General features: G+C 61.6%; 26 protein-coding genes and 1 tRNA gene. 24 read left to right on the forward strand and 3 right to left on the reverse strand.

Annotation, left to right across the window (positions count from 1 at the left end):
• Nucleotides 1–13: 13 nt before the first annotated feature.
• The 12 genes from ACK41V_RS02570 (at nt 14) to tatC (ending at nt 7,672) form a co-directional block, all read left to right on the forward strand.
• The gene (locus ACK41V_RS02570; protein ID WP_409777384.1) at nt 14–313 is read left to right on the forward strand and encodes a hypothetical protein; all 300 of its coding nucleotides are present in this window, start codon (nt 14–16) and stop codon (nt 311–313) included.
• A 127-nt stretch (nt 314–440) separates the two neighbouring features.
• Nucleotides 441–1,454 (forward strand): UDP-glucose 4-epimerase GalE, encoded by a 1,014-nt coding sequence (galE, locus tag ACK41V_RS02575; RefSeq protein ID WP_409777387.1) that lies wholly within the window; start codon nt 441–443, stop codon nt 1,452–1,454.
• A 161-nt stretch (nt 1,455–1,615) separates the two neighbouring features.
• Nucleotides 1,616–2,416: an imidazole glycerol phosphate synthase subunit HisF gene (gene hisF / locus ACK41V_RS02580; protein WP_409777390.1), complete on the forward strand. Its 801-nt coding sequence runs from the start codon at nt 1,616–1,618 to the stop codon at nt 2,414–2,416.
• The gene (locus ACK41V_RS02585) at nt 2,413–2,997 is read left to right on the forward strand and encodes a hypothetical protein (RefSeq protein WP_409777393.1); all 585 of its coding nucleotides are present in this window, start codon (nt 2,413–2,415) and stop codon (nt 2,995–2,997) included. Before hisF ends, ACK41V_RS02585 begins: the two co-directional genes overlap by 4 nt.
• A 241-nt stretch (nt 2,998–3,238) precedes the next feature.
• Nucleotides 3,239–3,637 (forward strand): phosphoribosyl-AMP cyclohydrolase, encoded by a 399-nt coding sequence (gene hisI / locus ACK41V_RS02590; RefSeq protein WP_409777695.1) that lies wholly within the window; start codon nt 3,239–3,241, stop codon nt 3,635–3,637.
• A 5-nt stretch (nt 3,638–3,642) separates the two neighbouring features.
• The gene (locus ACK41V_RS02595) at nt 3,643–4,017 is read left to right on the forward strand and encodes a phosphoribosyl-ATP diphosphatase (protein ID WP_409777396.1); all 375 of its coding nucleotides are present in this window, start codon (nt 3,643–3,645) and stop codon (nt 4,015–4,017) included.
• Nucleotides 4,014–4,400 (forward strand): DUF4870 family protein, encoded by a 387-nt coding sequence (locus ACK41V_RS02600; protein ID WP_409777399.1) that lies wholly within the window; start codon nt 4,014–4,016, stop codon nt 4,398–4,400. The genes ACK41V_RS02595 and ACK41V_RS02600 overlap by 4 nt, the downstream gene beginning before the upstream one ends.
• Nucleotides 4,393–5,439: a patatin-like phospholipase family protein gene (locus ACK41V_RS02605; protein WP_409777402.1), complete on the forward strand. Its 1,047-nt coding sequence runs from the start codon at nt 4,393–4,395 to the stop codon at nt 5,437–5,439. Before ACK41V_RS02600 ends, ACK41V_RS02605 begins: the two co-directional genes overlap by 8 nt.
• Before the next feature lie 162 nt (nt 5,440–5,601).
• Nucleotides 5,602–5,958: a histidine triad nucleotide-binding protein gene (locus tag ACK41V_RS02610; protein ID WP_409777405.1), complete on the forward strand. Its 357-nt coding sequence runs from the start codon at nt 5,602–5,604 to the stop codon at nt 5,956–5,958.
• 106 nt (nt 5,959–6,064) lie between these two features.
• Nucleotides 6,065–6,301, forward strand: coding sequence for a Sec-independent protein translocase subunit TatA (gene tatA, locus ACK41V_RS02615; RefSeq protein ID WP_409777408.1), 237 nt, complete (start codon nt 6,065–6,067; stop codon nt 6,299–6,301).
• 49 nt (nt 6,302–6,350) lie between these two features.
• A complete protein-coding gene (tatB, locus tag ACK41V_RS02620) occupies nt 6,351–6,812 on the forward strand; it encodes a Sec-independent protein translocase protein TatB (protein ID WP_409777411.1) in 462 nt (153 codons plus the stop codon).
• 65 nt (nt 6,813–6,877) lie between these two features.
• The gene (tatC, locus tag ACK41V_RS02625) at nt 6,878–7,672 is read left to right on the forward strand and encodes a twin-arginine translocase subunit TatC (RefSeq protein WP_409777414.1); all 795 of its coding nucleotides are present in this window, start codon (nt 6,878–6,880) and stop codon (nt 7,670–7,672) included.
• Between the two features lie 240 nt (nt 7,673–7,912).
• Here tatC and ACK41V_RS02630 read toward each other — a convergent pair whose 3' ends face one another.
• Nucleotides 7,913–9,061, reverse strand: coding sequence for a trypsin-like peptidase domain-containing protein (locus ACK41V_RS02630; protein WP_409777417.1), 1,149 nt, complete (start codon nt 9,059–9,061; stop codon nt 7,913–7,915).
• A 279-nt stretch (nt 9,062–9,340) separates the two neighbouring features.
• On the opposite strand from ACK41V_RS02630, the gene ACK41V_RS02635 reads away from it, so the two are divergent.
• From ACK41V_RS02635 to pdxA, 5 genes are all read left to right on the forward strand, one after another.
• Nucleotides 9,341–10,459, forward strand: coding sequence for a TRAP transporter substrate-binding protein (locus ACK41V_RS02635; protein ID WP_409777420.1), 1,119 nt, complete (start codon nt 9,341–9,343; stop codon nt 10,457–10,459).
• Nucleotides 10,460–10,535: 76 nt separating this feature from the next.
• Complete coding sequence (locus tag ACK41V_RS02640; RefSeq protein ID WP_409777422.1) at nt 10,536–11,153, forward strand: TRAP transporter small permease subunit; 618 nt, start codon at nt 10,536–10,538, stop codon at nt 11,151–11,153.
• A complete protein-coding gene (locus tag ACK41V_RS02645; protein ID WP_409777425.1) occupies nt 11,153–13,117 on the forward strand; it encodes a TRAP transporter large permease subunit in 1,965 nt (654 codons plus the stop codon). Before ACK41V_RS02640 ends, ACK41V_RS02645 begins: the two co-directional genes overlap by 1 nt.
• Nucleotides 13,118–13,202: 85 nt before the next feature.
• Nucleotides 13,203–13,970 (forward strand): Nif3-like dinuclear metal center hexameric protein, encoded by a 768-nt coding sequence (locus ACK41V_RS02650; protein ID WP_409777428.1) that lies wholly within the window; start codon nt 13,203–13,205, stop codon nt 13,968–13,970.
• A gap of 85 nt (nt 13,971–14,055) precedes the next feature.
• Nucleotides 14,056–15,084 (forward strand): 4-hydroxythreonine-4-phosphate dehydrogenase PdxA, encoded by a 1,029-nt coding sequence (gene pdxA, locus ACK41V_RS02655; protein WP_409777431.1) that lies wholly within the window; start codon nt 14,056–14,058, stop codon nt 15,082–15,084.
• A gap of 46 nt (nt 15,085–15,130) precedes the next feature.
• On the opposite strand, the gene mscL is transcribed toward pdxA, so the two are convergent.
• On the reverse strand, nt 15,131–15,559 hold the full coding sequence (gene mscL / locus ACK41V_RS02660; protein ID WP_409777433.1) for a large conductance mechanosensitive channel protein MscL: 429 nt from the start codon (nt 15,557–15,559) through the stop codon (nt 15,131–15,133).
• A 147-nt stretch (nt 15,560–15,706) separates the two neighbouring features.
• On the opposite strand from mscL, the gene petA reads away from it, so the two are divergent.
• The 6 genes from petA to ACK41V_RS02690 all read left to right on the forward strand — a co-directional run bounded on the left by petA (nt 15,707) and on the right by ACK41V_RS02690 (nt 19,936).
• Nucleotides 15,707–16,303: a ubiquinol-cytochrome c reductase iron-sulfur subunit gene (gene petA / locus ACK41V_RS02665; RefSeq protein WP_409777436.1), complete on the forward strand. Its 597-nt coding sequence runs from the start codon at nt 15,707–15,709 to the stop codon at nt 16,301–16,303.
• Between the two features lie 11 nt (nt 16,304–16,314).
• Nucleotides 16,315–17,727, forward strand: a complete 1,413-nt coding sequence (locus ACK41V_RS02670) for a cytochrome b (RefSeq protein ID WP_409777439.1) — start codon at nt 16,315–16,317, stop codon at nt 17,725–17,727.
• A gap of 19 nt (nt 17,728–17,746) precedes the next feature.
• On the forward strand, nt 17,747–18,505 hold the full coding sequence (locus ACK41V_RS02675) for a cytochrome c1 (RefSeq protein WP_409777442.1): 759 nt from the start codon (nt 17,747–17,749) through the stop codon (nt 18,503–18,505).
• A 100-nt stretch (nt 18,506–18,605) separates the two neighbouring features.
• Complete coding sequence (locus tag ACK41V_RS02680) at nt 18,606–19,217, forward strand: glutathione S-transferase N-terminal domain-containing protein (RefSeq protein ID WP_409777445.1); 612 nt, start codon at nt 18,606–18,608, stop codon at nt 19,215–19,217.
• Nucleotides 19,218–19,271: 54 nt separating this feature from the next.
• A complete protein-coding gene (locus ACK41V_RS02685) occupies nt 19,272–19,811 on the forward strand; it encodes a ClpXP protease specificity-enhancing factor (RefSeq protein ID WP_409777447.1) in 540 nt (179 codons plus the stop codon).
• Nucleotides 19,812–19,860: 49 nt separating this feature from the next.
• Nucleotides 19,861–19,936 (forward strand) — tRNA-Thr (locus ACK41V_RS02690).
• Between the two features lie 42 nt (nt 19,937–19,978).
• Here the strand turns inward: ACK41V_RS02690 and ACK41V_RS02695 are convergent.
• A complete protein-coding gene (locus ACK41V_RS02695; protein WP_409777450.1) occupies nt 19,979–20,278 on the reverse strand; it encodes a hypothetical protein in 300 nt (99 codons plus the stop codon).
• 32 nt (nt 20,279–20,310) lie between these two features.
• Here ACK41V_RS02695 and ACK41V_RS02700 point away from each other — a divergent pair, with 32 nt between their 5' ends.
• Nucleotides 20,311–21,294 (forward strand): M23 family metallopeptidase, encoded by a 984-nt coding sequence (locus ACK41V_RS02700; protein WP_409777452.1) that lies wholly within the window; start codon nt 20,311–20,313, stop codon nt 21,292–21,294.
• Nucleotides 21,295–21,342 lie beyond the last annotated feature (48 nt).

Raw genomic sequence — 21,342 nt, forward strand, 5'->3', positions numbered from 1 at the left:
TTCGGTGGCTTGAATGAGAGAGCTGGCGGCCGAACTGCCGCCCGAGGCGGCAGAGGTACAGGCGGATCTGCACAGGGAGGAGATCGCGTTGGCCGACAAGAATAGCTTTGTATTGATAGGTACGATCTATGACAATCTGTTAATGGATGTGTTTTTTCTTGGTGCCGATTTGTCGTTCGGTGTGACGGGTACGCGCGGCGTTTGGTTTTGGATTCAGGCCCCCGGCGTTTTTCAGGAAAAACGAGCTTTTTGTGGGTTACCTCCAAGGGTGTCGCAGTATCCGTGCAAGGTGCGCGCTGTGACCATGCGTTGACAATCGTTTGCAATGGTCTGTCGCGGGTGAGCGCTTGGCTAGGGGATAAACGCTCTGATGGCTGCGCCGGGTTGGCGTAAAACGGGGCCGCACCCGGCGCTTGTGTCTTTTTTGAGGAGATGGGTCTGTGATTCTTGTAACTGGCGGGGCTGGTTTTATCGGCTCCCACACCTGTGTGGCATTGGCCGCGGCTGGCATGCCGTTTTTAGTGCTGGACAATTTTTGCAACAGCCGCGCGTCGGTTCTGGAGCGCGTGGAGCGCATCACCGGGGCGCCTGTGCCTTTCGTCCAGGGCGACGTGCGCGACGCCGACTTGCTGCAGCGTGTTTTTGCGGAGCACCCGATCAACGCGGTCATCCACTTTGCTGCGCTCAAGTCGGTGGGGGAGTCGGTGCGCGAACCCCTTCGCTACTACGACAACAACGTGGCCGGGACGGTGAACCTGTTGCGCGCCATGCAGGCAGCCAATGTGCGCACCCTGGTGTTTTCTTCGTCTGCCACCGTGTATGGCGAGCCTGAATCGGTCCCCATCCGCGAGGATGCGCCCCTGTCGACACAGAACCCCTACGGCGCCAGCAAGCTCATGATGGAGCAGGTGCTGGCCGACGTGGAGGCAGCAGAGCCCGGGCTCTGGCGCATTGCGCGGCTGCGCTATTTCAACCCGGTGGGCGCGCACGAGAGCGGCCTGATCGGCGAAGACCCCCAGGACGTGCCCAACAACCTGCTGCCTTATGTGGCCCAGGTGGCCGTGGGCCTGCGTGAGCGTCTGAGCGTGTACGGGGGCGACTACCCCACGCCCGACGGCACCGGTGTGCGCGACTACATCCACGTGTGTGACCTTGCGGATGGCCATGTGGCCGCCTTGCGCTACCTGCGGGACCACGCGGGGCTGCTGACGGTGAACCTTGGCACCGGCAAGCCGGTGTCGGTGCTGGAGATGGTCAAAGCGTTTGAGCAGGCCAGCGCCCGCGCCGTGCCCTACCAGGTGGTGGCGCGCCGCCCGGGTGACGTCGCCCAGTGCTGGGCAGACCCTGCGTTGGCTGAGCAATTGCTGGGCTGGCGCGCCCAGCACGGAATCCAGCGCATGTGCGACGACGCCTGGCGCTGGCAAAGTGGCGTGGCTGCAAGCCTGCAACGCTGAGGGGTCCGTTGGCAGGTTGCCGAGACAATTCCACGGCACGCCAGACAGTGGACAATCGGGAAGAAAATGCGGCACTGCGGTATTTGGGCTCTCCAACTGCCTGCATGCCGGACGGTCCGCTCTGGTATCTCTCCCTCCCTCAACCCACTTTTTCACGCGCCATGCTTGCAAAACGCATCATCCCTTGCCTTGACGTCACCGGAGGCCGCGTGGTCAAGGGCGTCAACTTCGTCGAGCTGCGTGACGCGGGCGACCCGGTGGAGATCGCCGCGCGCTACAACGCCCAGGGCGCTGACGAACTCACGTTCCTCGACATCACCGCTACGAGCGATGGGCGCGATTTAATCTTGCACATCATTGAGGCCGTGGCCAGCCAGGTGTTCATTCCGCTCACCGTGGGCGGCGGTGTGCGCACCGTGGAAGACGTGCGCAGGCTGCTCAATGCGGGCGCCGACAAGACCAGCTTCAACTCGGCCGCCATCGCCAACCCCGACGTGATCAACGCCGTGTCTGCCAAGTACGGCGCGCAGTGCATCGTGGTGGCCATCGACGCCAAGCGCCGCTCGGCCGAGGATGCCCAGCGCATCGGCGCCAACGGCCAGCCCGTGGGCGCGGGTTGGGATGTGTACAGCCACGGTGGGCGCAAGAACACGGGCCTGGACGCCATCGCCTGGGCCACCGAGATGGCGCAGCGCGGCGCGGGCGAAATCCTGCTGACCAGCATGGACCGCGATGGCACCAAGGCGGGCTTTGACCTGGAGCTGACCCGCGCTGTGAGCGACGCCGTGAGCGTGCCCGTGATCGCCTCGGGCGGGGTGGGCAACCTCGACCACTTGGCCGACGGCATCCAGATCGGCGGCGCCGATGCGGTGCTGGCCGCCAGCATCTTCCATTACGGCGAGTACACCGTGGGCCAGTCCAAGCAGCACATGGCAGGGCGGGGCATCCCCGTGCGCCTGTGAAGCGGCTGCACCACGCTGCGCGCCGGGCGCTGACCCTGGTGGCTGCGCTGGCTGCTCTGGCGGTGGCGCCCGCTTTCGCCCAGGTGCCCGCGCCGTCGTATGCGAGCGGCTACTTTGATCGCGCGCCTTGCGTGGACCGCATCGGCCGCTGCTTTGACGCGACGATTGGCAGCAAGCCCGTGCAGGTGATTGCCGATAAGGCCGAATACACCAAGCTCAAGGCCCTGCTCAAGGAGCTGAACGACAACGTGCGCGAGGTCTACTGGATCGTGCGGGAACCCGTGGGTGGCAAGGTGGCGCTCGACGTGCTCACGCGCCCCAACGCCATGGGCTTGCCCCATGTGGGCGAAGAAAAGGAACAGCCCGACGTCACCGTTTATGCCCTCGATGGCCAGGATCTGGAGAGCGAGTCCGAACTGGTGGCGCAGCAAAGCGTGCGCGTGAATGGCCAGCCTGTGGTGACGCAGCAGGAAACGCTCACCCAAGACTTTCTGCCGCCCGGCCGCTATGCATTTGCCATCAAGTACCTGGGCCGCAAGAACTGGGATCGCAAGTGGGTGTTTCTCACGGTCGTGAAGTGAATTTTTGATAAAAACAGGCTCTAGCGCTTGATGGGTAAGCGTTGGTAGCTATCGTTTTTATGGTTCTTGCCGCCGATGGCGTGGCGCGTCACTGGGCGGCCAACCGCACAGCTGCAGCGCCCTGGTTTCTGGCGCTCTCTCATTTTGATAGCTGCTAACGCTTGCTGGATAAGCGCTAGAGGCCAAAATGGCTTCAAATCACCTCGCCCCGCATGGAGGGCGGTCATTCAAATCACCGACAATTCCGCGCATGAACTGGCTCAATGAAGTGAAGTGGGACGCGCAGGGCCTGGTGCCCGTGATTGCGCAAGAACAAGGCACGGGCGACGTGCTGATGTTTGCCTGGATGAACCGCGAGGCCCTGCAGAAAACGGCAGAACTGGGCCGTGCCGTGTACTTCAGCCGATCACGCAAGAAGCTGTGGTTCAAGGGCGAAGAATCTGGCCACGTGCAGACCGTGCACGAGATCCGCCTGGACTGCGACAACGACGTGGTGTTGCTCAAGGTCACCCAGGTGGGCCACGAGCCCGGCATCGCCTGCCACACCGGCCGCCACAGCTGTTTTTTCAGCGTGCTCAAGGACGGCGCATGGCACGCGGTCGATCCGGTCTTGAAAGACCCCGAGTCCATCTACAAATAAGAGCCATGAGTTCCAACGATTCCCTCGCACGACTGGCTGCCATCATTGAAAGCCGCAAGCCCGCCAACGGCGGCGACCCGGATAAAAGTTATGTCTCGCGCCTGCTGCACAAGGGGCCGGATGCTTTCCTGAAGAAGATTGGTGAGGAAGCCACGGAAGTGGTCATGGCGGCCAAGGACGTGGACCATGGCGCCGACAAGTCCAAGCTGGTCTATGAGGTGGCCGACCTGTGGTTTCACTCCATGGTGGCGTTGGCGCACTACGGCCTGACACCCGCCGATGTGTTGACCGAACTGGAGCGCCGGGAGGGCACCAGCGGCATCGAAGAAAAAGCGTTGCGCAAGGCTGTTGCGCGGTCCACTGAAGAAGGGTCTCCATGAACGACATCATCGATGTGCAGAGCAATGAGCAAAAGGCCCAGGGCCTCAAGAATGTGGGCTGGGTCAGCTATGTGTTGCACCTGATCGTGGCGGTGGGGGCTGTGGTGCCGGGCGCCCAGGCCAGCGCGCTGCTGCTCATCATTGCGCTGGTGATCGATCTGGTCAAACGGGGGGATGCCGAAGGCACCTGGCAGGCCAACCATTTCTCGTGGCGCATCCGGTCGACGATCTGGGTCGGCGTTCTGTACATCGTCACAGCGCCGTTCTGGCTGCTTGGCTTGTTTCTGTTCAACCCCGCCTGGATTCTGATCTCCATCTGGTTCCTGTACCGCATCGTGCGCGGCATGCTGGCCATGAGCAAAAACCAGGCAGTGGATGCCTGAGGCTGCGGCGCCGCTCCCTCGTCTGAACCTCGCTCTGCAGGGGGGCGGGTCGCACGGTGCGCTCACCTGGGGCGTGCTGGACGCGCTGCTCGAAGACGGACACTGGCAGTTTGACGGGGTGAGTGGCACCAGTGCGGGAGCCATGAACGCGGTGGCAATGGCCCACGGCTTTGCCAAGGCCGCGCAGGAGCACAAAGACCCGCACGAAGCGCACCTGGCTGGCTGCGCCGCGGCGCGTGAGACGCTCACCCGGCTGTGGGAGGGCGTGGGCACGCTGGGCAGCCTGATGTGGGGCTCGCCCCTTTCGGCCGCCAACCCGATGATGGGGATGATGCGCCAATGGCTGTCGCCCTACCAGACCAATCCGCTCAACATCAACCCGCTGCGCCGCCTGCTGGAGCGCGAGGTGGATTTTGAGCTGCTGTGTGCAGCGCACCGTTCTCACGCTGCTTCGCAGGGACCCAAGGTGTTTGTGTGCGCCACCAATGTGCGCACCGGGCGCGGCGAAATTTTCTCGGGCCCCCGGCTGAGCGCAGATGCCGTGATGGCGTCGGCCTGCCTGCCGATGCTGTTCAAAGCGGTGGAGATCGACGGCGAGCACTACTGGGACGGTGGCTACTCGGGCAACCCGGCGCTGCACCCCTTGATTTACCAAACCGAGACCTCCGACATTCTGCTGGTGCAGATCAACCCCATCGAACACCTGGAGTTGCCCCATTCAGGCCAGGAGATCATGGAACGCATGAACGAAGTCACCTTCAACGCCAGCCTGCTGGCCGAGCTGCGCGCCATCGAGTTCGTGCGCCGCCTGCTGGCCGAGGGCAAGCTGGATGCGCGCCGCTACAAAAGCGTGCGCATGCACCGCATTGACGGTGGCGCGGTGCTGGCACCGTTCGGCGCGGACAGCAAGACCCGCGCTGATATGTCGTTTGTGCGCAAGCTGTTCGCCCTGGGCCGCACGGCCGGGCAGGACTGGCTGCATGCGCACCGCAAGGATGTGGGTGTGCGGCCGACCATCAAGATCACTGAAAATATATGAAGCCCCCCTGTGTCGCCTACGGCGCCTTCCCCCCAAGGGGACGCCACCGGTGGCCTGGCAAAGCCAGTTCCATGGGGGCACTGGTTTTGGGCGCGCCGGTTTCAATGGCTTGCGGGCCAAGCAGCGCCCGGTTAACTGTTAACTTCGTACGGACATTTTTCCATGCACGATCCGAACTGCCTCTTCTGCAGAATCATCGCAGGCCAGATTCCTTCGAAGAAGGTCTATGAAGACGAAGAAATCTTCGCCTTTCACGACATCCATCCCTGGGCGCCGGTGCATTTCTTGATGGTGCCCAAGGTCCATATCCCTTCCATGGCGCAGGTCACCGCAGAACACGCGGGCGTGCTGGGGCGCATGATGGCGCTGGCACCCCGACTGGCCCTGGAGCAGGGCTGCAACCCGTACCCGGAAGGTGGCTTTCGCGTCGTGGTAAACACGGGGCTTGAAGGGGGGCAGGAAATCCATCATCTGCATGTGCATGTGATGGGCGGCCCGCGCCCATGGCTCAAAGGCTGAACCAGGCTGACGGCGAGAGCCAGTAGTTTCCCGCATGCGGGGGAGGGTGCTGAACTCTTGTCACGGCCCCCGTCTAAAATGATTGCAATTCGTTAGGAGATATTCCATGGGCTCTTTTTCCATCTGGCACTGGCTGATCGTGCTGCTGATCGTCGTCATGGTGTTTGGCACCAAGAAGCTCAAGAACATGGGCTCCGATCTCGGGGGCGCTGTCAAGGGCTTCAAAGACGGCATGAAGGACGGTTCGGCCGACGCAGCTGGCACCCCACCCGCCGGCCAGGTTGCCAACAGCCAAGCCGCAGACAAGACCACCATCGATGTCGAAGCCAAGCAAAAAAGCTGAGCGAGCGTTCCGCATTGGTACCCGCATTGGCATTGGCGCTTGACCCTTCATGATTGATATTGGCCTGTCCAAGATGGCGCTGATCGGCGCGGTGGCATTGATAGTCATCGGGCCCGAAAAGTTGCCCCGCGTGGCCCGGACGGTCGGCACCCTGCTGGGCAAGGCGCAGCGGTATGTGGCCGATGTCAAGTCCGAGGTCAACCGGTCCATGGAGCTGGATGAGCTCAAGAAAATGAAGGACACGGTGGAAGGCGCTGCACGGGATGTGCAGAATTCCATCCAGACCAGCGCCAGCGACTTTGAAAAGGACTGGTCTGAGGCCACCGACACCGCGAGCGCTGCGTTGCAGGACCAGACGGCGGTGGTGCCAGCCTATAAACACCCGGGTAAAAACTGGCGCCTCAAACGCGGCGCCATGCCCCAGTGGTACAAGTCCAAGAGCGGCGTGCGCACCAAGGCGCAGTCTGGCGCGGCCCGTGTGGCCCGTTACCGTCCCCAAAAATTCCACTGATGCAGCAGCCAGCAGCGCCCCGCGCGCTGTACGGGCGACGACCCTGACGCCCACGAAGACCCAACATGTCCGAAACCCCTTCCAAAGAAGACGAGCTGGCCGGTAGCGAGCAGCCGTTTGTTCAGCACCTGATGGAGCTGCGCGACCGGATGGTCAAGGCCATCATCGCCATCGGCATTGCGGCGGCGATCCTGTTCTTCTTTCCTGGCCCTGGCGAGCTGTACGACTTTCTGGCTGCGCCTTTGGTCGCTCACCTGCCCAAGGGGGCCACGCTGATTGCCACTTCGGTGATCTCGCCGTTCATGGTGCCGCTCAAGATCTTGCTGATGGCCGCCTTTTTGCTGGCGTTGCCTTTTGTGCTGTGGCAGGTGTGGGCGTTTGTGGCGCCCGGCCTGTATTCGCATGAGAAAAAGCTGGTGCTGCCGCTGGTCATCTCCAGCACGTTGCTGTTCTTCATCGGCGTGGCGTTTTGCTACTACCTGGTGTTTGGCCAGGTGTTTGCGTTCATCCAGAGCTTTGCGCCCAAGAGCATCACCGCTGCGCCAGACATCGAGGCGTATCTGAGCTTCGTGTTGTCGATGTTCCTGGCGTTTGGCCTTTCGTTCGAGGTGCCCATTGCGGTGGTGGTGCTGGCCCGCATGGGCATCGTCAGTATCCAAAAGCTGCGCGAGTTCCGCGGCTATTTCATCGTGCTGGCGTTCGTGATCGCCGCCATCGTGACGCCGCCGGACGTGGTGTCACAGCTGTCGCTGGCGATCCCCATGTGCATCCTGTACGAGGTGGGCATCTGGGCCGCGCAGATTTTCATCAAGCACACCAAGGCGCCGGAAGAAGGCAGCGAACCTGCTTCCAATCCCTGATCCTTGGGATTAATGGTCAAAATGGCCTCTAGCGCTTATCCCATAAGCGCCAGTAGCTATATTTTTAATAGTAAATCAAGCCATCCCCATCTCGGCGGCTGTGCTGCCGTGTTGGGCGCACACCCCGAGAATCGGCGCACTCCGATACCAGCGCCACCGCGGAACCGGCTTCGCCGGGCCGCTGGAGGCGTCCCCCCCCAGGGGGACGTCGCGCAGCGGCTCAGGGGGGCTTCGACTCCTTTACCGCCTCACATTGCGCTGGGGCTTGGGTCGCACGCCCGGGCTGATGTTCAGCTCCACCATCGTGTCGCCGCGCTGCACGTTGAACGCCGAGGCCTCGCCGGGCTTGAGGGCGGCCACTGCGGTGAGCAGCTCCGACACATTCCCCACTTTTTTGCCATCCACCTGAACGATCACGTCACCCGGTCGCATGCCTGCCTGCGCCGCAGGGCCGTCCTGCAGCACGCCGGTGATGATCACGCCTTCGGTGGCTTTTTTCACGCCAAAGGTCTCGGCCAGTTCGGGGGACAGCTCGTTGGGCTCCACACCGATCCAGCCGCGGGTGACCTGGCCGTCCTTGACGATGCCGTCCAGCACCAGGCGGGCCGTGGACACCGGAATGGCAAAACCAATGCCCATGCTGCCGCCGGAGCGCGAATAAATGGCGGTGTTGATGCCCATCAGGTTGCCGTTGACATCCACCAGCGCACCCCCCGAGTTGCCGGGGTTGATGGCGGCGTCGGTCTGAATAAAGTTCTCAAACGTGTTGATGCCCAGCTGGCTGCGGCCCAGCGCGCTGACGATGCCGCTGGTCACGGTCTGGCCCACGCCAAACGGGTTGCCAATGGCCAGCACCTGGTCGCCGACGGCCAGTTGGTCCGAATTGCCCAGCACGATGACAGGCAACTTGTCGAGGTCGATCTTGAGAATGGCCAGATCCGTGTCGGGGTCGGTGCCGATCACGCTGGCGCGGGTGCGGCGGCTGTCGGTCAGCGTGACTTCGATTTCGTCGGCGCCTTCGACCACGTGGTTGTTGGTCAGCACATAGCCGTCGGGGCTGATGATCACACCGCTGCCCAGTCCCGCCTGCGCCTGGCTGCCCTGGTCGCCAAAGAAGAACTGGAACCACGGGTCGTTGCTGCGCGGGTGCCGAACCGCCTTGCTGGTGTTGATGCTGACCACCGCCGGCGAAGCCTTGCGGGCTGCGGCGCTGAAGCTGCCCGACGCGGGTTGGGATGCGGGCGCGCCAGGCGCTTCGATCAAGGCAATCCCCGCCCCGGAGCGCGTGGTACCCCGGTCCAGCCAGCCGGGCTGCAAAGTGGCAACTACAAAGTAGGCGGCAACGAGCACGGTCACGGCCTGGGAGAAGAGGAGCCAAATGCGCTTCATGGTGTTGGGGTGTGACTCAAGGACAGGGGCGTAAAAACGCGGTTTCGCCGTGCGGCGGACAGGGCAGGATTGTCGCCGAATGGCCTGTCCACCCGCGATCAGGGGCTTCCGGCGAGGCGGACGGCCCGGGTTTTTGCGGGGGTGGTGCCCGTGAAATTTTTTTCATCCTTTTTGCCGCTTTCGTCATTTTGCCGATGGTGTAAACCCTGTAGGGATGGCGCTAGCGATGCCGACAATGAAATCGCAACAGTAGATTGCATCAACATTACGGAGACATCTATGACGCATAGCAATACACCGCGCCGCCGCAGCCTGCTCAAGGGAGCCGCCGTTGCGGCGGGCGCCCTGAGCGCCCCCATGGTCGCCACGGCGCAGACGACCACGAGTCTGCGCTTTCAGAGCACCTGGCCTGCCAAGGACATCTTTCACGAGTACGCGCAGGACTTCGCGAAAAAGGTCAACGACATGGCCAGCGGCCGCCTCAAGATCGAGGTGTTGCCTGCGGGCGCGGTGGTGCCAGCGTTTCAGCTGCTGGAGGCAGTGGCCAAAGGCACGCTCGATGGCGGCCACGGTGTGGTGGCCTACCACTACGGCAAGAACTCGGCGCTGGCGCTGTGGGGCTCGGGACCCGCCTTCGGCATGGACCCGAACATGGTGCTTGCCTGGCACAACTACGGCGGTGGCAAGGCCCTGCTTGAGGAAATCTACGCGTCGCTGAACCTGGATGTGGTCTCTTATCTTTACGGCCCCATGCCCTCGCAGCCGTTTGGCTGGTTCAAGAAGCCCATCGCCAAGGCCGAAGACATGAAGGGTGTGAAGTTCCGAACGGTGGGCCTTGCCGTGGACATGTACACCGAGATGGGCGCTGCCGTGAACCCGCTGCCAGGCGGCGAAATCGTGCCCGCGCTGGATCGCGGCCTGATCGACGGTGCCGAGTTCAACAACGCTTCGTCGGACCGCGTGCTGGGCTTCCCCGATGTGGTGAAGAACTGCATGTTGCAGAGCTTCCACCAAAGCGGGGAGCAGTTCGAAATCCTGTTCAACAAGACCAAGCTCACGGCGCTGCCCGCCGAGCTCAAGGCCATCGTCGATTACGCAGTGCAAGCTGCCAGTGCCGACATGAGCTGGAAGGCCATCGAGCGCAATTCCAAGGACTACGAAGAACTCAAGAAGCAGGGCGTGAAGTTCTACAAAACGCCCGATGCGATCTTGCGCGCCCAATTGGCTGCCTGGGACAAGATCATCACCAAGAAGGGCGGTGAGAACGCGCTTTTCAAGAAGATCCTGGAATCGCAGAAAGTCTTCGCCCAGCGCGCGGGCCAATGGCAGAACGATTACATGGTGGACTTCAAGATGGCCTACAACCATTATTTTGGCAAGGGCGCAAAGAAGGCCTAAGCGGTAGCTGTGAAGCAAGGGCGCCTACAGGCAATGGCCTCCAGGCGCCTTTTTTCTGTTCCAAGATAGGTAAGCCATGCAAAAACTATTACTCGCCGTAGACCGGATTTCGACCTGGTTCGGCAAGGCTTGTGCGTGGAGTGTCGTTGCGCTCACGCTGTTGATTACCTGGGAGGTGTTCTCCCGCTACGTTCTCAACAAACCGCACGCCTGGGTGCTGGACGTGCAGATCATGTTGTATGGCGTGCTGTTCATGACCGCAGGGGCGTACACGCTGGCCAAAAGCGGCCATGTGCGCGGGGACGTGCTCTATGGATTCTTTGCACCCCGCACGCAGGCCTGGGTGGATTTGGTCCTGTACATCCTCTTTTTTCTGCCCGGCATCATCGCGCTCACGTTCGCGGGCTGGTACTACTTTCAGGACTCACTGGCCATGCGCGAGCAAACCTTCAATGCCGACCCAATACCCCTGTATCCGTTCAAGTTCGTTGTGCCGCTTGCAGGCGCATTTTTGTTGCTGCAAGGCATTGTGGAAATCATTCGCTGCGTGATCTGCATTCGAGACGGGACCTGGCCCAAACGCGAGGACGATGTCGAGGAAGTGGATGTGGACAAGCTCAAACAGATGGTGAACGTCAAAGACGCCGACATCGAAGCGCTGGACCGCCTGGTCGTACAGAAAGGGGGCCAGTGATGAAGATTCGCAAGGAGCTGTATTTCGGTTTTACGCTGATGGCGCTGATCATTCTGGCTGCCATCGTGATGGTGTTCAGTGTGGACAAGATGACCAACGGCCACTACGGCCTGTTGATGCTGTCGCTGGTGGTGGTGGCCATCATGCTGGGCTTTCCGACGGCCTTTACCCTCATGGGCATGGGGATGATGTTCGCCTTTTTTGCCTACCACTCGGGGGGGCAGACGACTGCCGGGGCGCTTAAGCAGACGCTGGATCTGATGGTGCAGCGCGCGTTCTCGGTCATGGGCAACGACGTGCTGATCTCGATTCCGCTGTTTGTCTTCATGGGCTACCTGGTGGAGCGTGCCAACCTGATTGACAAGCTGTTTCGCAGCCTGCACCTGGCGCTGGCCCGCGTTCCTGGCTCGCTGGGCGTGGCCACGCTGGTGACCTGCGCGGTGTTTGCCACTGCCACGGGCATCGTCGGCGCGGTGGTCACGTTGATGGGGCTGCTCGCCTTGCCGCAGATGCTGCGCGCGGGGTATGACGTTCGGCTGTCGGCGGGCGTCATCACTGCTGGCGGTTGTCTGGGCATCCTGATTCCGCCTTCTGTGCTGCTCATCGTGTATGGCGCCACGGCCGGTGTGTCGGTGGTGCAGTTGTACGCGGGCGCGTTCTTCCCCGGCATCATGCTGGCGGGCCTGTACATCGTGTACGTGATCATCATGGCCAAGCTCAAGCCAGCGTGGGCGCCGCCGCTCACGGCCGAGCAGCGTTATGTTCCTTTGCCGCCCGGCCTTGTGGCGATTGGCGCTACGTCCGACCGTTGGGCGCTGGGCAGCCTGGTCAACGCCCTCAAGGGCAAACGCAATCAAAATGTCTCGACCCGCTACTTGCTGGGCCAGTTGGGGGTGGCGTTGCTGCCCGCCGTGCTTTTTGCTGCCGCCGCTTTGGCCAGTTACCAGAGCGCCACCCGGGTGGTGGTGGTGGAGGCCTACACCGAGCTGCAGGCCATGGGGTCCGGCACCAACCAGGCTTCGTCCAGTGGTGGACTCGCCGAGCCAGAGGGCTCAGGTTTGGCAGAGCCGCCCAGCGACGATGCGGTGGCCGAACCGCCGGGCGCAGAGTCTGCCCCCCAAGGGTCGGATGCCGCCGCTGTGCCTGAGCCGCCAGCCGCGGTAGCCGGTGCTGACACGGCAGCCCCCGGCGAACCTGCCGCCACCACCAAACCCGCGCCCACCGGGTTCTGGATCGGCCTGGGCGTAGGCGCCCTGGCACTGGTGACGTTCTATGCCATCCTGAGCTACGCGCGGCTCGAAGTCTTCAAGATGCTGCTGTCCAGCTTCTTCCCGCTGCTGGTGCTGATTTTGGCGGTGCTTGGCTCCATCGTGTTTGGCCTGGCGACACCGACCGAGGCAGCGGCCGTGGGAGCTTTTGGGGGCTTTGTGCTGGCGGCGGCTTACCGGCAGCTCACCTTCAGCGTGGTGAAGGAATCGGTGTTCCTCACGGCCAAGACCAGCGCGATGGTGTGCTGGCTGTTTGTGGGGTCGGCGATTTTCTCGGCGGCGTTTGCCTTGCTGGGCGGGCAAGAGTTGGTCGAGCAGTGGGTGCTGAGCATGAACCTCACCAAGACGCAGTTTTTGGTGCTCTCGCAGGTCATCATCTTCATCCTGGGCTGGCCGCTGGAGTGGACCGAGATCATCGTGATCTTCATGCCCATCTTCATCCCGCTGTTGGACAACTTTGGCGTGGACCCGCTGTTCTTCGGTCTGCTGGTGGCGCTGAACCTGCAGACCGCGTTCTTGAGCCCGCCCGTGGCCATGAGTGCGTTCTATTTGAAAGGAGTGGCGCCCAAGCATGTGACGCTGAACCAGATTTTTGCGGGCATGTTGCCGTTCATGGGCATTCAGATTCTGGCCATCGTGCTGCTGTACCAGTTCCCGGCCATTGGTCTGTGGCTGCCGCAGGTGCTTTACCGGTGACGGATGGTTCCAGCGGCTGATCGTTAGCACAACAAGGCGCCCCTGTGGCGCCTTGTTCCTTTGGGGCGGCAGCGACAATACCGGCATGAGCATTTCACGCACTGAACTCTTGCAGGCTTTTGACGGCCTGCTGCAACCCGAGCGCTTCAAGGACTATGGCCCCAACGGCCTGCAGGTCGAAGGCAAGGCAGAGATCACGCGCATCGTGAGTGGCGTGACCGCCAGCCGTGCGCTGATCGAGGCAGCCATTGCCGCCCGCGCTGATGCCGTTTTTGTGCACCACGGCCTGTTCTGGCGTGGGCAGGACGGCCGTGTGACGGGCTGGATGAAGCAGCGCCTGCAACTGCTGCTGGCGCACGACATCAACCTGTATGCCTACCACCTGCCGCTGGACGCCCACCCCGAATGGGGCAACAACGCCCAGTTGGGCCGCGTGCTGGGTTGGGTGGCCGACGCCCGGTTTGGCGAGCAGGATCTGGGTTGTGTGGCGCCCGCTGCATTTACGGACGGGCGGGCGCTGGCGGACCATGTGGCCCACGCGCTGGGCCGCCCGGTGACGCTGGTGCAGCCCGAAGCGGCAGAAAACGGCACTGCACGCCCTGTCCGCCGTGTGGGTTGGTGCACCGGGGGGGCTCAGGGCTACTTCGAATCCGCCATTGCGGCGGGTGCCGATGCCTTTATCACCGGGGAGATTTCGGAACCCCAGGCGCATCTTGCGCGCGAGATGGGGGTGAGCTTCATCGCTGCCGGACACCACGCCACGGAGCGGTACGGTGCCCCCGCCGTGGCAGCGCAGGTGGCCGGGCGCTATGGGTTGGCCCATCAGTTCATCGAGATTGACAACCCGGCGTAGAGGCAAAGTCTGCGGTTACTCACTTATTAATAGCTGCTAGCGCTTGATAGATAAGCGCTAGAGGCCAATTTGACTCATATTTTTCATGCACACCATTGCCATTACCCAGGGAGACTCTGCAGGCATCGGCCCCGAAACGGTCGCCAAGGCGTTTCGTGATGCGCAGTCCGATTTGCGCGGGTGTTTTGTGGTGGGAGACGTGGCTACGTTGCGGCGCGCTGCGCACGCGGTTGCGCGCCCGGGCGTGCCGACGGTGCCTGTGGCGCAGATCGCCGCGCCAGCTGACGCATGGGATGTGCCACCGCGCTGTATCCCCGTGCTGCAGTTGCCCGGCATCGCAGGGCCCCAGCCGTGGGGGCAGGTCAGCGCAGACGCCGGGCGCGCGGCTGCCGACAGCGTGGTCTGGGCCGCACGCGCTGCGTTGCGCGGGGAGGTGGCGGCGCTGGTGACGGCGCCTTTGCACAAAGAGGCGCTGTCCGCCGCGGGGGTTGTGTTCCCGGGGCACACCGAGTTGCTGCAGGCCGAGGCTGCCGCGCACCAGGGCGTTGCCGTGTCGCACATGCCGGTGCGCATGATGCTGGCCAACGACGAGCTGCGCACGGTGCTGGTCAGCATCCACCTGCCGCTGCGCGACGCGATAGCGGCGGTCACCTTCGACAACGTGTTGCAAACCCTGCAGATCACCCACGCCGCGTTGCTGCGCAGCCTGGGCCGCGCGCCCCGCATCGCTGTGGCGGGCCTTAACCCCCATGCAGGCGAGGGCGGCTTGTTTGGCCACGAGGAGGCCGCCATCATCGCCCCTGCCATCGCCGCCGCGCGGGTGCAGGGGTTGGACGTGTCGGATCCGCTGGCGCCAGACACCGTGTTCATGCGCGCGCGCAACACGCCGGGTCGCCAGGGTGAGTTCGATGTGGTGATTGCGATGTACCACGATCAGGGCTTGATCCCGGTGAAATACCTGGGGGTGGACAAGGGGGTGAATGTGACGCTGGGCCTGCCGCTGGTGCGCACCAGCCCGGACCATGGCACGGCGTTCGACATCGCAGGGCAGGGCGTGGCCGACCCCGCGAGCCTCATCGAGGCAGTGCGCATGGCGCGAGCGCTCTGCGCCTGAAGCGGCCTCACAACAGCTGCAGCTGCAGCTGTTGTGGCCGTTGCTGTTACTTCTTCAGGCTGTCGCGAATTTCACGCAGCAGCACGATGTCTTCGGGCGTCACGGCGGGTGCAGCCGCCGGTGCGGGGGCTTCGCGCTTGAGGCGATTGACTTGTTTGATCATCAAGAAAATGATGAACGCCAAAATGATGAAATTGACTGCCACGGTCAAAAAGTTACCGTAGGCAAAAACGGGCACGCCAGCCTTTTTGATCGCATCCAGCGTCATCGCTGTGCCTGCTGGCACGGTGCCCAGCACCACAAACAGGTTGGAAAAGTCAAGCCTGCCAAACACCAGTCCCACCAACGGCATGATCAGGTCAGTGACCACCGAGTCCACGATCTTGCCAAATGCGCCGCCAATGATGACGCCTACCGCCAAGTCAATCACATTGCCCTTGACCGCGAACTCCCTGAACTCTTGCATCATTCCCATGATGTTCCTCCGTGTATGAATGGTGATGGCGGAGTATTGCCCAGTCCAATGCCCTGTCAAGACAGTCCAGCGCCTTGAAATAACCATTTTCACTCCGCTACAATTCGCGGTTGACCCAAACAATAGCGATGTTTACCGAGGATCCCCATGAGTGACACACCAGTCGACACCAGTAAAAGGACGTGGCTGATTGCGTCCGGATGTGCCGGTGCCGCTGGCGGAGTGGCAGTTGCAGTGCCTTTCGTCAGTAGTTTTCAGCCTTCGGAAAAAGCCAAAGCGGCCGGTGCCGCTGTAGAGGTGGATATTTCGGCCCTCCAGCCCGGCGAGAAGCTGACGGTCGAATGGCGTGGCAAACCCGTGTGGATCATGAAGCGCACTCCCAAGCAGCTGGAGTCCCTCGCGCAGACCGAGCCGCAACTCGCCGATCCCAAGTCGGATCGCAATACGTACCCCACCCCCGAGTACGCCAAAAACCAGCACCGCTCGATCAAGCCCGACGTGTTTGTGGGTGTGGGCATTTGTACCCACCTTGGATGCTCGCCGGGCGACAGGTTCCAGACCGGTCCTCAGCCGTCCCTGCCGGACGACTGGCACGGTGGTTTCCTCTGCGCCTGCCATGGTTCCACGTTCGACGTGGCCGGCCGGGTCTTCAAAAACAAGCCGGCGCCTGACAACCTGGAAGTGCCGCCGCACATGTATCTGTCCGACACACTGCTGTTGATCGGCGAAGACAAGAAGGCCTGAGGTACATCGACATGGCTGAATTCAAGGAAATCTCCCCCAACGCTTCCGCAGGCGCCAAGGTCACGAACTGGTTTGAGAACCGCTTCCCGACCGCTTTTGACGCCTACAAAGTGCACATGTCGGAGTATTACGCTCCGAAAAACTTCAACTTCTGGTACATCTTCGGCTCGCTCGCCTTGGTCGTGCTGGTGATCCAGATCGTGACCGGCATTTTCCTGGTCATGCACTACAAGCCCGACGCCAATTTGGCGTTCGCTTCGGTCGAGTACATCATGCGCGATGTGCCCTGGGGCTGGCTGATCCGCTACATGCACTCCACCGGGGCCTCGGCCTTCTTTGTGGTGGTGTATCTGCACATGTTCCGAGGCCTCATCTATGGCAGCTATCGCAAGCCGCGTGAGCTGGTCTGGATCTTTGGCTGCGCCATCTTCCTGTGCCTGATGGCCGAAGCCTTCATGGGCTACCTGCTGCCCTGGGGCCAGATGTCGTACTGGGGCGCTCAGGTGATCGTGAACCTGTTTGCCGCCATCCCGTTCATCGGCCCTGATCTGGCGCTGTTGATCCGTGGTGACTTCGTGGTGGGTGACGCTACGCTGAACCGCTTCTTCAGCTTCCACGTGATTGCTGTGCCGCTGGTGCTGCTCGGCTTGGTGGTTGCGCACTTGCTGGCGCTGCATGACGTGGGTTCCAACAACCCCGATGGCGTGGAAATCAAGGGCCCCAAGGCGCCCAAGGATGCCAATGGCAAGCCGCTCGATGGTGTGCCTTTCCACCCTTACTACACGGTGCACGACATTTTTGCGTTGAGCATGTTCCTCATGGCATTCACCGCCGTGGTGTTTTTTGCGCCCGAGTTTGGTGGCTACTTCCTGGAGTACAACAACTTCATCCCCGCCGATCCGCTGGTGACGCCGCTGCACATTGCGCCTGTCTGGTACTTCACGCCGTTCTACTCGATGCTGCGTGCCATCACCAGCGAGATGATGTATGCGCTGATTCTGTGCGTGGTGGGCGCTGCAGCGTTTGGTGTTTTCAAGGCCAAGTTGCCCAGCTTCATCAAGATCGGCATTGTGGGTGCAGCCGTCGTGGCCTGTGCGCTGATGCTGGCGATTGATGCCAAGTTCTGGGGTGTGGTGGTGATGGGTGGTGCTGTAATCATCCTGTTCTTTCTGCCTTGGCTGGACTTCAGCCCGGTCAAGTCGATCCGCTACCGCCCTGATTGGCACAAGTACCTGTACGGCATCTTCGTGATCAACTTCCTGATCCTGGGCTACCTGGGTGTGCAGCCTCCATCGCCTTTGGGTGAGCGGGTCTCGCAAGTGGGTACGCTGTTCTACTTCGGCTTCTTTCTGTTGATGCCCTGGTGGAGCCGCATTGGCGAGACCAAGCCCGTGCCTGACCGTGTGACGTTTGTTGCACACTGAGCCCCAGGAGATAACAACAATGAAGAAAATTTTCCTCACGCTGGTTGCTGCCCTTGGTCTTGCTGTGGGTTCTGCGTTCGCCGCAGGCGGTGGCATTCCCCTGGACAAGGCGCCTAACAAGACGAACGACCTGGCTTCTCTGCAAAACGGCGCCAAGATTTTCGTCAACTACTGCCTGAACTGCCATTCGGCAGCTTTCATGCGGTTCAACCGCCTGAAAGACATCGGTCTTTCGGACCAGCAGGTCAAAGACAACTTGCTGTTCACGACCGACAAAGTGGGCGAAACGATGAAAGCGGCCATTGACCCCAAGCAGGCCAAGGCCTGGTTTGGCGCGAACCCTCCCGATTTGACAGTGATTGCCCGCTCGCGTGCTGGCGCCGGTGGTTCGGGTGCAGATTATCTGTACACCTACTTGCGCACCTACTACCGCGACGAAGCCAAGCCGACGGGTTGGAACAACTTGGTGTTCCCTAACGTGGGCATGCCCCACGCATTGTGGGAACTGCAGGGGGATCGCCGTCCTGTGTTTGAAGAGCACGAAAGCCATGGTCACAAGACCCAGGTTTTCAAGGGCTGGGAGCAGGTGAGACCCGGTCTCTTGACCCCGCTCAAATACGACGAGGCGGTCGGTGATTTGGTGAATTACATGCAATGGATGGCAGAGCCCGCACAGAACACCCGCAAGCGCATCGGTGTCTGGGTGCTGATCTTCCTCGGCGTGTTCACACTCATCGCCTGGAGGCTGAACGCAGCCTTCTGGAAGGACGTCAAGTAAACGCTGAATCCATCGAAAGCACCCTTCGGGGTGCCATTGGGTTTTTACAGAGTGGGCGCTTTCGGCGTCCCACTCTTTTGATTTTTAGGAGCCTCCCACCATGATGGTGCTTTACTCGGGTACGACCTGTCCCTTTTCCCACCGCTGCCGCTTCGTCCTGTTTGAAAAGGGCATGGACTTTGAAATCCGCGATGTGGACCTGTACAACAAGCCCGAAGACATCAATGTGATGAACCCGTACGGCCAGGTGCCGATTCTGGTCGAGCGTGACCTGATCCTGTACGAGTCGAACATCATCAATGAGTACATTGACGAGCGTTTTCCGCACCCACAACTCATGCCCGGCGACCCAGTGGACCGCGCCCGTGTGCGCCTGTTCCTGCTCAACTTCGAGAAGGAGCTGTTCGTGCATGTGAACATCCTCGAATCGCGCGCCACCAAGGGCAATGAGAAGGCGCTGGAAAAAGCGCGCGCGCACATTCGTGATCGCCTCACGCAGCTGGCGCCGGTGTTCCTCAAGAACAAGTACATGCTGGGCGACAACTTCTCGATGCTCGACGTTGCGATTGCCCCTCTGTTGTGGCGCTTGGACTACTACGGCATTGATCTGAGCAAGAATGCCGCCCCGCTGCTCAAGTATGCCGAACGCATTTTCTCGCGCCCTGCCTACATCGAGGCGCTCACACCCTCCGAAAAGGTGATGCGCAAGTAAGCCTCGGCTTGCTGTCCATTCCTTCCTTCACCGCAGCCGCCAACCTACTTCTTCATGAACGCTCAGGAATCCACGTCCACGCGCCCCTATCTCATTCGTGCCCTGTACGAATGGTGTACCGACAACGGGCTGACGCCTTATGTGGCGGTGCGTGTGGATGATTCCGTGCAGGTGCCGCGCGAGTATGTGAAGGATGGTGAGATCGTTCTGAACATCAGTTTTGACGCCACCAGTTCACTGCAGCTGGGCAACGAGTTCATCGAGTTCAAAGCGCGCTTCGGTGGCAAGCCCCGGGAGATCCTGGTGCCGGTCGGGCGAGTGATCGCAATTTATGCGCGCGAGAACGGCCAAGGCATGGCGTTTCCTCCGCCGGTCGATAACCTGGTGGGGGGCGATGTCGCCACAACCACCACAGCGTTGGCGCAAGTCGTTGCGCCAACGGATGCGGAGTCTGCCGTGACTGCGCCGGTTTCGGAAGACCGCGTGGTGCAGTTGGTGACCACGGAAGAGGGTAAAAAAGATGATGGCGGGGATGCACCGCGACCTCCGCCGACTGCGGGCGGAGCGCGGCCTTCGCTGAAGCGCGTCAAATAGCCTCGATTTCGATTTTTAGGGCTGTTTTTTCACATAGAATCCAGCCTTCGCCGGTTTAGCTCAGTTGGTAGAGCACCCGCCTTGTAAGCGGTAGGTCGTCAGTTCGATTCCGACAACCGGCACCAAATTCTTCTTTTCTTCGCATTCCCCGGTTCAGACGCAGGTCGTCAGGTTTGAACTTTCAGGCGAATCGCGTTAACCTCCCACCCCCGGCTGCGCAAATGCGCCTGCAATGCAGGCAGCAGCTGGCGTATTTTTGCCGCTGCGGCATTGCTTTTGACCAGAAGGCACCAGCTGTCCCCATCGATGGGACCGGCTTGGACGGCGGGTCGGAGTGCTGCGGGAATCAGCAATTCAATCGCTTTGAGCCGATCACTGGAGTCACGGGTCAGCGCTGTGAGCTTGGCCAGCGTGGGGGATTCCTCGCTGGCTTGCTGCAGGCTGACTGCGTAGTGGCGGCGGTTCATGGTGTGGCGTCTTCGGGCGTGGAGAACTAGTAGTGCATCTGATTATCACGGACGCTAGGCTGGCGCGTAGCCGGGCCATTCATCTGTCTGGCACGCGTTTGCTCTTGGCGGGTTTTGCGGTTTCTTTGTGCCTCATGCTCGTGGCCGCCAGTCTGTACCACTGGGTTTTCCTCAAAGGCGCACGCGAAGGGTGGCCCATTGTGGGTTCGCTGGTGCGCCTTGTGGTCAAGGATGAGTTCGCTGAGCGGGACCGCTTCATGCGTGCCAACCTGGATGCCATGGCGCGACGGGTCGGCGAAATGCAGGCGCGCATGGTGCAACTCGAATCTCTGGGTGATCGGGTTTTAGGACTTGCAGGCATGGCGCCCGCCGATGTCCCCAAAGCCGATGGGCGCGGTGGTGTGCTGGTCGGTGCGCGAGATTTGTCGTTGGAAGAACTGCAGGCCACGCTCGATGAGATGGAGCGCCTGACCCACCAGCGGGTGGACTTGATGACGGTGCTGGAATCCCGTCTTTTCGACCAGCACATCCGCAAAAAGATGATTCCTACCCATGCTCCGGTGACCGGCCGGGCGGCAGGTTCCGCCTTTGGTTGGCGCGTGGACCCGATCACCGGCCAGTCGGCCCTGCACACCGGACTTGATTTTCAGGCGGACACGGGCACGCCAATCCTGGCTGCGGCGGGTGGTGTGGTGGTCACCCAGGAATACCACTCGGCCTACGGCAACATGATCGAGGTGGACCACGGCAATCAACTGATCACCCGTTATGCCCATGCCTCGCGCACATTGGTCAAACAAGGGGACATCGTGCGCCGGGGGCAGAAGATTGCAGAGGTCGGCACCACGGGGCGCTCGACCGGCCCACATCTTCATTTTGAAGTCCTGGTGCAAGGGGTTTTTCAGGATCCTCAGAAGTTTTTGAGTGCTGGCGGTACCGCCACTGGTGCTCAGGTGGCGGCGGCTCAGCCGTCGCCATTGCCTGGTCCGACGGCCACCCCTGCAGCAGGCAGGTAAAATCACGGGTCCGGTGTTTGCCGCACGGGTTTGCAAAGCTTGCAATCA

Source organism: Acidovorax sp. (assembly GCF_046291265.1).
In the GTDB taxonomy this organism is placed as follows: domain Bacteria; phylum Pseudomonadota; class Gammaproteobacteria; order Burkholderiales; family Burkholderiaceae_C; genus Acidovorax.